The organism is Enterobacter sp. ECC-219, from assembly GCF_043966805.1.
Taxonomy (GTDB): Bacteria; Pseudomonadota; Gammaproteobacteria; order Enterobacterales; family Enterobacteriaceae; genus Enterobacter; species Enterobacter cloacae_N.
In genome coordinates this window covers 4,391,135-4,404,298 of sequence record NZ_CP143680.1, presented here as the reverse complement: position 1 = coordinate 4,404,298, position 13,164 = coordinate 4,391,135, and the positions used below count along the sequence as shown (strand labels likewise).

Sequence of the window (13,164 nt, the reverse complement as noted above, 5' to 3'; positions counted from 1 at the left end):
TATTAAAAAAGGGAATAGCAGCAGTATAGTAAGTAACCGGCGAAGAATTATCCGGTTTTGCGCTGACGCGTCTTTTTCACCGGTTTAATTGATTTCACTTCGCTTTCTACCCAGCCGTCAGACAGCCGGGTGGTAAGAACATCACCGGTATTCACCTGTTTTGCTTGCTTCAGCACTTTGCCGTCCGCTGCCGTCGTCACGCTATAGCCGCGCGCCAGCGTGGAGAGGGGGCTCACGGCTTCCAGATGGGTCACCGCGTTGCCAAAACGTTCGCGGGTGCTGCTCAGACGCGCCCGGAGAGTTTCCGCCAGACGATACTCCAGCTGCTGAATGCGCGTTTGCGCGCGATAAATTTTCGGCTGCGGATTCTGCTGGTTCAGGCGCTGCGTCACGCGCTGCTGGCGCGCTACCGCGCGCTTGAGCTGCGCGTCCACCGCAACGTTCATGCGCTGACGCAGGCGCTCCAGCACGGTCTGCTGACGCGCCAGACGCAGCTGCGGGTGCTGCTGCTGAAGACGATGATGAAGCTGAGTAAAGCGGCGGGTACGGTTGGCAAGGAAGTAGTCCATCGCCATCTCAAGACGCTGCTGGCCGTTCTGAATCTGGCGCAGCAGCTCCAGCTGGTTACGGCTCACCACTTCCGCTGCCGCGGACGGCGTAGGCGCGCGCAGATCCGCGACAAAATCGGCAATCGTCACGTCTGTTTCGTGCCCGACGGCGCTCACCACGGGGATAACGCTTGCAAAGATTGCCCGCGCCACGCGCTCGTCGTTAAAGCTCCACAAATCCTCCAGCGAGCCGCCGCCGCGCCCGACGATTAAGACGTCGCACTCCTGACGGGCGTTCGCCAGCTCAATGGCGCGAACTATCTGTCCTGGCGCATCGTCACCCTGAACGGCGGTGGGGTAGATGATGACGGGCAGGGAAGGGTCGCGACGCTTCAGCACGTGCAAAATATCGTGCAGTGCCGCACCGGTTTTCGAGGTAATCACCCCCACGCAGTGGGCAGGCGAGGGCAGCGGCTTTTTGAACTGCTGGTCGAACAATCCTTCGGCAGAGAGCCTGGCTTTTAACTGTTCATACTTCTGCTGCAGCAGACCTTCGCCCGCAGGCTGCATGCTCTCGACGATAATTTGATAATCACCGCGCGGTTCATACAGGGTGATATTGGCGCGTACCAGAACCTGCTGGCCGTGCTGAGGGCGGAACGTCACGCGGCGGTTGCTGTTGCGGAACATCGCGCAGCGCACCTGGGCGGTATCGTCTTTTAGCGTAAAGTACCAGTGGCCGGAGGACGGCTGCGTGAAGTTAGAGATCTCACCGCTGATCCAGACCTGCCCCATTTCCTGCTCAAGCAGCAAACGCACCGTCTGATTAAGGCGGCTAACGGTATAAATTGAGGGGGATTGAGAGGATAACATGTGAGCGGGATCAAATTCTAAATCAGCAAGTTATTCAGTCGATAGTAACCTGCTGAGAGGCAATCGCAAGCTTTTTTATAAAAAAGTGTAGATGCAATCGGTTACGCTCTGTATAATGCCACGGCAATATTTAACCACCCAGGTCAGAGATATTGCCCATGCTACGTATCGCTAAAGAAGCACTGACGTTTGACGACGTCCTCCTCGTTCCCGCTCATTCCACCGTTCTGCCGAATACTGCCGACCTCAGCACGCAGTTGACGAAAACCATTCGTCTGAACATTCCTATGCTCTCCGCGGCAATGGACACCGTGACGGAAGCGCGCCTGGCAATCGCCCTGGCACAGGAAGGCGGCATTGGCTTTATCCACAAAAACATGTCTATCGAGCGTCAGGCGGAAGAAGTTCGCCGCGTGAAGAAACATGAATCCGGCATCGTGTCTGACCCACAGACCGTTCTGCCAACCACCACCCTGCACGAAGTGAAGGCCCTGACCGAACGTAACGGCTTCGCCGGTTACCCGGTTGTGACCGAAGACAACGAACTGGTCGGTATCATCACCGGTCGTGACGTACGTTTCGTGACTGACCTGAACCAGCCTGTCAGCGTGTACATGACGCCAAAAGAGCGTCTGGTGACCGTTCGCGAAGGCGAAACCCGCGACGTGGTGCTGGCAAAAATGCACGAAAAACGCGTTGAGAAAGCGCTGGTGGTGGATGCGAACTTCCACCTGCGCGGCATGATCACCGTTAAAGATTTCCAGAAAGCTGAACGTAAACCGAACGCCTGTAAAGACGAGCATGGCCGTCTGCGCGTCGGCGCTGCGGTTGGCGCCGGTGCCGGTAACGAAGAGCGCGTTGACGCGCTGGTTGCTGCGGGCGTTGACGTCCTGCTGATTGACTCCTCTCACGGCCACTCCGAAGGCGTTCTGCAACGTATTCGTGATACCCGCGCCAAATACCCTGACCTGCAGATCATCGGCGGTAACGTGGCCACTGGCGCAGGCGCTCGCGCGCTGGCTGACGCTGGCTGCAGCGCGGTGAAAGTGGGTATCGGCCCAGGCTCTATCTGTACCACGCGTATCGTGACCGGCGTGGGCGTTCCACAGATCACCGCCGTGTCTGACGCGGTTGAAGCGCTGGAAGGCACCGGTATTCCGGTTATCGCTGACGGCGGTATCCGCTTCTCTGGCGACATCGCTAAAGCCATCGCCGCTGGCGCAGCTGCCGTGATGGTAGGCTCCATGCTGGCCGGTACCGAAGAATCCCCGGGTGAAATCGAACTCTACCAGGGCCGTTCTTACAAATCCTACCGCGGCATGGGCTCCCTGGGCGCGATGTCCAAAGGTTCCTCCGACCGTTACTTCCAGACCGATAACGCCGCTGACAAACTGGTACCGGAAGGTATCGAAGGCCGCGTTGCCTATAAAGGCCGCCTGAAAGAGATCATTCACCAGCAGATGGGCGGCCTGCGCTCCTGTATGGGTCTGACCGGCTGTGGTACCATTGACCTGCTGCGTACCAAAGCGGAATTCGTACGCATCAGCGGTGCGGGTATCCAGGAGAGCCACGTTCACGACGTGACGATCACCAAAGAGTCCCCGAACTACCGTCTGGGCTCCTGATTAATTTCCGCGCCCGGCTTCTGCCGGGCGCTCTGTTTTTGTTTCACTTGCCTCGGAATTAGCGTCAATGACGGAAAACATTCATAAACATCGCATTCTCATCCTGGACTTTGGTTCTCAGTACACTCAGCTGGTGGCGCGTCGCGTGCGTGAACTGGGCGTTTACTGTGAGCTGTGGGCGTGGGATGTCACGGAAGCACAGATTCGCGAATTCAATCCAAGCGGCATCATCCTGTCCGGCGGCCCGGAAAGCACCACCGAAGAGAACAGCCCGCGTGCGCCGCAGTACGTGTTCGAAGCGGGCGTGCCGGTATTCGGCGTCTGCTACGGTATGCAGACCATGGCAATGCAGCTGGGCGGCCACGTAGAAGGCTCTAACGAGCGTGAGTTCGGCTATGCACAGGTAGAAGTCGTCACCGACAGCGCGCTGGTGCGCGGTATCGAAGACTCCCTGACCGCAGACGGTAAACCGCTGCTGGACGTGTGGATGAGCCACGGCGACAAAGTTACCGCCATCCCGTCTGACTTCGTCACCGTTGCCAGCACCGAAAGCTGCCCGTTCGCCATCATGGCGAACGAAGAAAAACGCTTCTACGGCGTACAGTTCCACCCGGAAGTGACTCACACCCGTCAGGGTATGCGCATGCTGGAGCGCTTCGTGCGTGACATCTGCCAGTGTGAAGCCCTGTGGACCCCGGCAAAAATCATCGACGACGCCGTTGAGCGTATCCGCCAGCAGGTTGGCGATGACAAAGTGATCCTCGGCCTCTCCGGCGGCGTGGACTCCTCCGTGACCGCGATGCTGCTGCACCGCGCCATCGGTAAAAACCTGACCTGCGTCTTCGTGGACAACGGTCTGCTGCGTCTGAACGAAGCTAAGCAGGTTATGGACATGTTCGGCGACCACTTCGGTCTGAACATCGTTCACGTGGAAGGCGAGCAGCGCTTCCTGGACGCGCTGAAAGGCGAGAACGATCCGGAAGCGAAACGTAAGATCATCGGCCGCGTGTTCGTGGAAGTGTTCGACGAAGAAGCGCTGAAGCTGGAAGACGTGAAGTGGCTGGCGCAGGGTACTATCTACCCTGACGTGATCGAATCTGCGGCTTCCGCCACCGGTAAAGCACACGTCATCAAATCTCACCACAACGTGGGCGGCCTGCCGAAAGAGATGAAGATGGGTCTGGTTGAGCCGCTGCGCGAGCTGTTCAAAGACGAAGTGCGTAAGATCGGTCTGGAGCTGGGTCTGCCGTACGACATGCTCTACCGTCACCCGTTCCCGGGTCCGGGTCTGGGCGTGCGCGTGCTGGGTGAAGTGAAGAAAGAGTACTGCGACCTGCTGCGTCGCGCGGACGCGATCTTCATCGAAGAGCTGCACAAAGCTGATCTGTACAACAAGGTAAGCCAGGCGTTCACCGTGTTCCTGCCGGTTCGCTCCGTCGGCGTGATGGGCGATGGCCGTAAGTACGACTGGGTTGTTTCCCTGCGTGCGGTGGAAACCATCGACTTCATGACCGCGCACTGGGCGCACCTGCCGTATGACTTCTTAGGCCGCGTGTCTAACCGCATCATCAACGAAGTGAACGGTATTTCCCGCGTGGTGTATGACATCAGCGGTAAGCCACCGGCTACGATTGAGTGGGAATGATTTCCCTCTGAATTAACACCCAAACCCTCTGCCTGTGCAGGGGGTTTTTTATTTCCTTACTTCCCTTCCCCCAACCGATACGCCAGCGCCACCACCAGCGACTGCACCAGGCACAGCGTCGCCGACTGAGACCGAAACGCATCCACCTGCGCCTCTTTCACCACAAAGCAGAGATCGCTGAACGTCGCCAGCGGGCTTATCTGGCTGTCCGTAATCACGATCTGCCGCGCGCCGACGCTGGCGGCGGTTTCGCTGACCATCACCGTCTCTTCCGCGTACGGCGAGAAGCTGATCGACACCACGATGTCGCGCGCCTTAATGCGGCTGATCTGCTCGCGCAGCATCCCGCCCATGCCGTCGAGCAGGATAGGGCGACACTCGAGGTGGCTCAGGGCGTAGGTGAGGTAGGCCGCGACGCTAAAGGAGCGGCGCAGTCCGGCAATGTAGATGGTGTCGGCGTCGGCCAATAGCTGCACCGCGCGCTCCAGCATTTCCGGCTCGGCGCGGGCGGCCAGCTGCTGTAGCGCCTGCGCGTTCGAGCGGGCGAACTCCTGCAGGATATCGAGCGGCGTTTCCGGCACGGCCTCGCTCTCCATCTCGCGAAACAGCCGGGCGCGGTCGCTGTAGCTGGCGGTCTCCTCCACCAGGTTCATGCGAAACAGCTGTTTCATTTCGTTGAAGCCGGTGAAGTAAAAGGCGTTGGCAAAGCGGATCAGCGTCGAGGGCGGCACGTCGGCGCGCTCGGCAATAACGGCAACCGTATCAAAGGCCACGCTGTTGGTGTTATCCAGCACGTAGCGGGACACCTGCTGCAGCCTCTTGCTCAGGCTATCGTAGCGATCGCGGATTTGCTGCTGCAGTTCGTTCAGGCTGGTTGCTGTCGTCATGTTATCCCCCAAATACAGTCTTATGATTCTAAACGCAAAACCGCGTCTTTTAAATGTCGGCCATCCATCTGGCAGCAAAAATGAAACAGAAGCTTCAGTCATTTCCTCGCCCGAAATCCCTTAATAGCGCACGCGGCGTCAGTGTTGCTGGCTGTTAACATAAAAATCCATCCTTGATCACATTAATCATTATTTATTTTATTTCAACTTAAAATGGAATATTTGTTTCATATATAGTGTTCAGTACACAGCGTTCAGGTAACAGTCACGTATCAACAGCGAGAGGTTAAGGATGGAGACGGTAGCGAATTTTATTCACGGCGAATGTGTCACCGGTTCAGGCCAGCGCGTTCAGGCGATCTTCAACCCGGCCACCGGCGAGCAAATCCGCCAGGTGGTGATGAGTACGGCGCGGGAAACCGAACAGGCGATTGCCGCCGCGCAGCAGGCGTTTCCTGCGTGGGCGCGCCAGGCTCCGCTTAAGCGCGCGCGCGTGATGTTCCGCTTCAAGGCGCTGCTGGAGGAGAACATGGAGCGCCTGGCCCGCATCATCAGCGAAGAGCACGGCAAGGTCTTCTCCGACGCGGTGGGTGAACTGACCCGCGGTCTGGAAGTGGTGGAATTTGCCTGCGGCATTCCGCATCTGCAAAAGGGTGAACACTCGGCGAACGTCGGTACCGGCGTCGACAGCCACTCGCTTATGCAGCCGCTCGGCGTCTGCGCCGGGATCACGCCGTTTAACTTCCCGGCGATGGTGCCGATGTGGATGTTCCCGATTGCGCTGGCGACCGGTAACACCTTCGTGCTGAAACCCTCTGAAAAAGATCCCTCTCTGGCGCTAGCGCTGGCCCAACTGCTGAAAGAGGCTGGCCTGCCGGACGGCGTCTTCAACGTGGTGCAGGGAGATAAGGAATCCGTTGACGTACTCCTGACCGACCCGCGCGTGCAGGCGGTGAGCTTTGTCGGCTCCACGCCAATTGCGGAATACATTTACCAGACCGCGTCCGCCCACGGTAAGCGCTGTCAGGCGCTGGGCGGCGCGAAAAACCACTGCATTCTCATGCCGGATGCCGACATGGAGATGGCGGCCAACGCCATTATGGGCGCGGCCTACGGAGCGGCGGGAGAACGCTGCATGGCACTCTCGGTGGTACTGGCTGTGGGGGATAAAACCGCCGATGACCTCTGCACCCGGCTGGAAAAACAGATTGCCGCGCTGCGCGTCGGGCCGGGCCTGGACCAGACGCCGGAAAACGAAATGGGGCCGCTTATCTCCTCCGCGCACCGCAGCAAGGTGCTGGGCTACATCGACAGCGGCGAGTCGCAGGGGGCAAAACTTCGCGTGGACGGTCGCGGCTTCAGCGTGAAGGGGCACGAGCAGGGCTACTTCGTCGGGCCGACGCTGTTCGATAACGTCACCCCGGAGATGACCATCTATAAAGAAGAAATTTTCGGCCCGGTACTTTCTGTGGTGCGCGTAGCAGATTACGCCAGCGCGGTGGATCTGATTAACCGCCATGAATATGGTAATGGCTCAGCGATTTTCACCCGCGACGGCGGCTGCGCTCGCCGCTTCTGCGAAGAGGTGCAGGCGGGCATGGTGGGAGTCAACGTGTCGATCCCGGTGCCGATGGCGTTCCACAGCTTCGGCGGCTGGAAGCGCTCGATTTTTGGCGCGCTCAACGTCCACGGCAGCGACGGCGTGCGCTTCTACACCCGAATGAAAACCATCACCGCGCGCTGGCCGGAAATGCAGCAGGAGACAAGCGCTGCGTTCTCCATGCCGACGCTGGGCTGACAGGAGGCGTTATGCAAACCGAACGTATGACCATGGCCCAGGCACTGGTCCGGTTCCTTAATCAACAGTACGTCAGCGTGGATGGCAATGAAACGCGCTTTGTCGAGGGCGTGGCGACCATCTTTGGGCACGGCAACGTGCTGGGTATCGGCCAGGCGCTGGAGCAGGAGCCCGGTCATCTGAAAATCATGCAGGGGTGCAACGAGCAGGGTATCGCTCACATGGCGACGGGATTCGCCAAACAGCACCGCCGCCAGCGCATTTTTGCCGTCACCTCCTCGGTCGGGCCGGGCGCCGCCAACATGGTGACCGCCGCGGCAACCGCCACCGCGAACCGCATCCCGCTTTTACTGCTGCCGGGCGATATCTACGCCAGCCGACAGCCGGACCCGGTGCTGCAGCAGATCGAGCAGTATCACGATCTCAGCATCAGCACCAACGACTGCTTCCGTCCGGTCTCCCGCTACTGGGACCGCATTAACCGGCCGGAGCAGCTCATGAGCGCCATGCTAAGCGCGATGCGAACGCTTACTGACCCCGCCAATACCGGGGCGGTGACCATCTGCCTGCCGCAGGACACGCAGGGAGAAGCCTGGGATTACCCGCTGAGCTTCTTCGCGCGTCGCGTGCACCACATTGAGCGTCGTCCGCCTGACCCGCAGCGTCTGGCGCAGGCGCGGGCGCTGATCGCCCGCAAACGTCGTCCGCTGGTGGTGTGCGGCGGCGGTGTGCGCTATTCCGGCGCGCATGAGGCGTTTCGCGAATTTGTCGAGACGCTGCAGCTGCCGTTTGCCGAAACCCAGGCCGGAAAGGGGGCGCTGGTAAGTGACCACCCACTTAACCTGGGCGGTGTAGGGGTGACGGGGGGAATGGCCGCTAACCAGCTTGCGCCACAGGCCGACCTGGTGATCGGCATCGGCACCCGCCTGACCGATTTTACCACCGGCTCTAAGGCGCTCTTTTCCCACCCGGACGTTGAATTCCTGCTGCTGAACGTGGCCGAGTTTGACGCCCTGAAGCTGGACGCCACCGCGCTGATTGCCGATGCCCAAACCGGACTCCAGGCATTAACCCACGCGCTCAGGGATTACCGCAGCGGCTGGGGAGAGGCAATCGCCCAGGCGAAATCCGCCTGGCGCGACGAGTGCAGCCGCCTGTGGGATCGCCAGTGGCGTCCTGACGACGCGCCTGAAGTGGCGGGGCACCTGGATGCGCAGCTGGCGGAGTACGGCGAGACGCTCAACACCCGCCTGACCCAGACGCGGGTGCTGGGGCTGATCAACCAGCATATTGAAGATAACGCCATCGTGGTGGGCGCGGCCGGTTCGCTGCCGGGCGATTTACAGCGTCTCTGGCAGGTCAAAACGCCGGACAGCTATCACCTGGAGTACGGCTACTCCTGCATGGGCTACGAGATTGCGGCGGCCATCGGCGCGAAGCTCGCCAGACCCGGGCTGCCGGTGTACGCCATGGTGGGGGATGGTTCCTACATGATGCTGCACTCCGAGCTGCAAACCGCCGTGCAGGAGGGGATTAAGGTCACCGTTTTGCTGTTTGATAACGCCAGCTTCGGCTGCATTAACAACCTGCAGATGGGGCACGGGATGGGCAGCTTTGGCACGGAAAATCGCCATCGCAACCCGGAAACCGGGCGGCTCGACGGGCCGCTGGTAAAGGTCGATTTTGCGCAAAACGCGGAGAGCTACGGCTGCCGCGCGTGGCGGGTGAACGACGAGCAAACCCTGCTGGCGGCGCTGGAGGCATCACGGGCGCATCCGGGCCTGACGCTGCTGGACATCAAGGTGCTGCCGAAGACCATGACCCACGATTACGCCTCCTGGTGGCGAACCGGTGACGCGCAGGTGGCAGAGTCTTCTGCCGTGCGTGAGGCCGCAGAGCAAACCCAGGCGCAGGTGAAAAAAGCCCGCCAGTATTGAGTTTTCTCTTCGTAACGAAATTTTCATTTCATTTTGTTTCCCCCTCACCCCGGCCCTCTCCCCAGAGGGGCGAGGGGGAAAAGCCCGCACTCAACCGTCCCCTCTCCCCTCTGGGGAGAGGGTTAGGGTGAGGGACATCCCTTCCTCAATGTTGTGAGATTGATAACAAAATTTATCTCATTCATCTCAAAAGTGTTAACCCACACTCAAAAACATAATTTTCACTATTTATAAAAATGAAATAAATGTTTTATTTATAGGGTCGTTAGTTCACAGCATTCACCAACACCGGGAGCCGTTATGTTTAACATTGCTTTACTGGGCGCTGGCCGAATTGGCCAGGTACATGCAGCTAACATCGCCAGCCACGGCGCGACCACGCTCTGGTCCGTGGTTGACCCGAATCAGGAATTTGCCACCCGTCTCGCCACGCAGTATCAGGCCCGCCAGCAGAGCCTGAACGAGGCGATGACCGACCCTAACGTTCACGCCGTGCTGATTGCCTCCGCCACCGATACCCACGCGGATCTGATTGAAATGGCCGCCCGCCACGGCAAGGCTATCTTCTGCGAAAAGCCGGTCCACCTTGACCTCGCCCGCGTGCGCGACTGCCTGAAGGTGGTTAAAGAGTACGACGTGCCGCTGTTCATCGGCTTTAACCGCCGCTTTGACCCGCAGTTCCGCCGCGTGAAAACCGACGCCCAGGCCGGGCGCATCGGCAAACCGGAATCGCTGCTCATCATCTCCCGCGATCCGTCTCCGCCGCCCGCAGAGTACGTGCGCGTCTCCGGCGGCATGTTTCGCGATATGACCATTCACGACTTCGACATGGCCCGCTTCATCATGGGCGAAGAGCCGGTGTCGGTGTATGCCCAGGGGAGCAACCTGGTGGATCCGGCGATTGGCGAGGCGGGGGATATCGATACCGCGTTTATCGTTCTGAAATACGCCTCCGGCGCAATGGCGACCATCGTCAACAGCCGCCGCTCATCTTACGGCTACGACCAGCGCCTGGAGCTTCACGGCTCCGAAGGCCTTCTGTGCGCGGGCAATATCCTGGAAAACCAGGTGCAGCACTATGGCAAACAGGGCTGCACCAGCGCGCTGCCGGAACACTTCTTCCTGCAGCGCTACAAATCCGCTTACGCCGCGGAATGGGAGCACTTTGTTGCGGTATTACGCGGCGAAGCGGTGCCTGACTGCAGCGGCGATGATGGTGAACGTGCGCTGTACCTTGCGGATAAAGCGCTGGAGTCGCTGCGCAGCCAGCGCGAGATCGTCCTCTAAATACACCAACCCTACACAGAGAGACATAATAATGAAAAAACTGATCTTAGCCGCCCTCATCGCCATGACATCCGGGGCCGCCCTCGCCGAAAACGAGCAGATTGTTTTCAGTACGCCAAACCTGGCGATGCCGTTTGAAGTTCACATGCAGCGCACGGCGGTGAAAGCCGCAAAAGAGATGGGCGTGAAGCTTCAGGTACTGGACGGGCAGGGCAGTTCACCGAAGCAGGTGGCTGACCTGGAAAACGCCATCACCCGCGGGGCGCAGGGTTTTATCGTCTCCCCGAACGACGTCAACGCGGTCTCAAGCGCGGTGGATGAAATTCAGGATGCGAAGCTGCCGGTGGTCACCCTTGACCGCTCCGTCGACAGCCAGAAGAAAGTGCCGCACTTTGGCGCCAACAACTACAAAGGCGGCCAGGCGATTGGCGACTTCGTCAAAACCAAATTCCCCGACGGGGCGGAGATCATTCTGCTGACCGGCCAGCCGGGCTCCTCCTCCAACATCGAACGCACCAAAGGGATCCGCGACAGCCTGAAGGCAGGCGGGGATAAGTACAAGATCGTCGCCGATCAGACCGGCAACTGGATGCGTTCCGAAGGGATGCGCATCGTTGAAAGCGTGCTGCCCTCGCTGCCGAAACGCCCGCAGGTGATCCTCTCCGCTAACGACGACATGGCGCTGGGGGCGATTGAAGCGCTGCAAAGCCAGGGCGTGAAGCCGGGCGAAATTCTGGTGACCGGGTTTGATGCGGTGCCGGAAGCGCTGGCCCGCGTGCGCGACGGCTGGCTGGCGGTAACGGCGGATCAGCGTCCGGGCTTTGCGGTGCAGACGGCGATGAGCCAGCTGGTGGCCAATGTACGCGAGAAGAAAGCCATCACCGGGGCCGACTACCCGCCGACGCTGATCACCAAAGAGAACCTGCAGCAGGCTGAGCGTATCGGTGAGGCCGGTAACTGATATGTCCCGAGCCGCCTTTGGCGGCTCATCATGAGGAGGAGCAGACCGATGTTGCAACCCTTACTGAAAGTGACCGACCTGGCAAAAAGCTTTTCCGGCGTCTGGGCGCTGAGCAGCGCCCAACTGACCGTCGGCGCGGGGGAGATCCACGCCCTGCTGGGGGAAAACGGGGCGGGAAAATCCACGCTACTGAAGGCGCTCGCAGGCGCGCAGCCGCAAACCCGCGGGGATATCTGGTTCAACGGCGAAACGCTGCCGGTGGACGACTCCCCGGTGGAACGCCAGAACAAGGGCATTATCACCATCTATCAGGAATTCAACCTGCTGCCCAACATGACCGTCGCGGAAAACATGTTTCTCGGGCGCGAGCCGCGCAGGCGTAACCTGATCGTCGACGAAAAGGCGGTCAACCAGGAGGCGCAGGTTATTCTCGATTACCTGCAACTGAACGTTGCGCCGACCACGCCGGTGGCCCGTCTGAGCGTCGCCCAGCAGCAGATGGTGGAGATCGCCCGCGCGCTGACCCTCAACGCCCGGTTAATCATCATGGACGAACCTTCCGCCGCGCTGAGCGACAGCGAGGTGGAAAGCCTGCACCGCGTGGTGCGCGAGCTTAAAAACCGCGGCGTGAGCATTATTTATGTTACCCACCGTCTGCACGAAGTTTTCCAGCTCTGCGATCGCTTCACCGTTTTCCAGGACGGCCGTTTCACCGGCACCGGCGCGGTGGCGGAGACTAACGTCGAACAGCTGATTCGCCTGATGGTCGGGCGCGACGTGGCCTTTAACCGCCGCCCCGCCAGCGAAACCCATCATGAAGACAAACCCGTCCGCCTGGCGGTGAAGGGGCTGAGCCGCGAAAAGCCGCCGCTGGATCCGCACGGTATCGCCCTGCACGACATCAGCTTCCACGTCCACGCCGGGGAGGTATTAGGCATTGCCGGGCTGGTGGGCGCGGGGCGTACCGAGGTGGCGCGCTGCCTGTTTGGTGCAGACGCGTTTACCTCGGGGAGCTTTGAGCTGGACGGCGTGCCTTACCAGCCGCGCGACCCGCTGTATGCCCTCGATCAGGGCGTGGCGCTGGTGCCGGAAGATCGCAAAAAAGAGGGGGCGGTGCTGGGGCTGTCGATTCGCGACAACCTGTCGCTCTCCTGTCTCTCCTCGCTGCTGCAGTGGCGCTGGTTCGTGAACACCCGCAAAGAGGACGATCTGATTGAGTCCTACCGCCAGGCGCTGCAGATCAAAATGGTCAACAGCGCGCAGGAGGTGCGCAAGCTCTCCGGCGGCAACCAGCAAAAAGTGATCCTTGCGCGCTGCATGGCGCTCAACCCGCGGGTGCTGATCGTCGATGAGCCGACGCGCGGCATCGACGTGGGGACCAAATCGGAAGTGCACCAGGTGCTGTTTGACATGGCGAAAAAGGGCGTGGCGGTGATCGTGATCTCCTCCGATCTGCCTGAAGTGATGGCGGTGTCTGACCGGATCATCACCCTCAGCGAAGGCCGGGTGACCGGCGAGATCCACGGTGACGACGCTAACGAAGAACGGCTGATGACGATGATGGCCATCAACCACAACGCCCTGAACGCGGCATAACGGAGTT

At 60.0% G+C, this 13,164-nt stretch carries 9 protein-coding genes; 7 read left to right on the top strand and 2 right to left on the bottom strand.

The annotated features are described in order from the left end of the window. Positions 1-47: 47 nt before the first annotated feature. Positions 48-1,421: an exodeoxyribonuclease VII large subunit gene (gene xseA / locus V1603_RS20945; RefSeq protein ID WP_316380659.1), complete on the bottom strand. Its 1,374-nt coding sequence runs from the start codon at positions 1,419-1,421 to the stop codon at positions 48-50. Between the two features lie 158 nt (positions 1,422-1,579). Here xseA and guaB point away from each other — a divergent pair, with 158 nt between their 5' ends. Together guaB and guaA are read left to right on the top strand one after the other, a co-directional pair. Next, a complete protein-coding gene (gene guaB, locus V1603_RS20940) occupies positions 1,580-3,046 on the top strand; it encodes an IMP dehydrogenase (RefSeq protein WP_014884799.1) in 1,467 nt (488 codons plus the stop codon). 67 nt (positions 3,047-3,113) lie between these two features. Then, entirely contained in the window at positions 3,114-4,691 is a 1,578-nt protein-coding gene (gene guaA, locus V1603_RS20935) for a glutamine-hydrolyzing GMP synthase (RefSeq protein ID WP_003860599.1), read from the top strand. A gap of 56 nt (positions 4,692-4,747) precedes the next feature. On the opposite strand, the gene V1603_RS20930 is transcribed toward guaA, so the two are convergent. Continuing rightward, entirely contained in the window at positions 4,748-5,578 is an 831-nt protein-coding gene (locus tag V1603_RS20930) for a MurR/RpiR family transcriptional regulator (RefSeq protein WP_193030342.1), read from the bottom strand. A 292-nt stretch (positions 5,579-5,870) separates the two neighbouring features. Between V1603_RS20930 and V1603_RS20925 the strand changes: the two genes are divergently transcribed. The 5 genes from V1603_RS20925 to V1603_RS20905 all read left to right on the top strand — a co-directional run bounded on the left by V1603_RS20925 (position 5,871) and on the right by V1603_RS20905 (position 13,157). Continuing rightward, entirely contained in the window at positions 5,871-7,376 is a 1,506-nt protein-coding gene (locus tag V1603_RS20925) for a CoA-acylating methylmalonate-semialdehyde dehydrogenase (protein ID WP_395313218.1), read from the top strand. 11 nt (positions 7,377-7,387) lie between these two features. Further along, complete coding sequence (iolD, locus tag V1603_RS20920; RefSeq protein WP_395313217.1) at positions 7,388-9,313, top strand: 3D-(3,5/4)-trihydroxycyclohexane-1,2-dione acylhydrolase (decyclizing); 1,926 nt, start codon at positions 7,388-7,390, stop codon at positions 9,311-9,313. Positions 9,314-9,613: 300 nt separating this feature from the next. Further along, positions 9,614-10,600 carry an inositol 2-dehydrogenase gene (gene iolG / locus V1603_RS20915; protein WP_116343227.1) on the top strand — a complete coding sequence of 329 codons (987 nt, stop codon included), beginning with the start codon at positions 9,614-9,616 and terminating at the stop codon, positions 10,598-10,600. A 31-nt stretch (positions 10,601-10,631) separates the two neighbouring features. After that, on the top strand, positions 10,632-11,561 hold the full coding sequence (locus V1603_RS20910; RefSeq protein WP_041908742.1) for a sugar ABC transporter substrate-binding protein: 930 nt from the start codon (positions 10,632-10,634) through the stop codon (positions 11,559-11,561). Positions 11,562-11,609: 48 nt separating this feature from the next. Then, entirely contained in the window at positions 11,610-13,157 is a 1,548-nt protein-coding gene (locus V1603_RS20905) for a sugar ABC transporter ATP-binding protein (RefSeq protein WP_395313216.1), read from the top strand. The last annotated feature ends 7 nt before the right edge of the window (positions 13,158-13,164 follow it).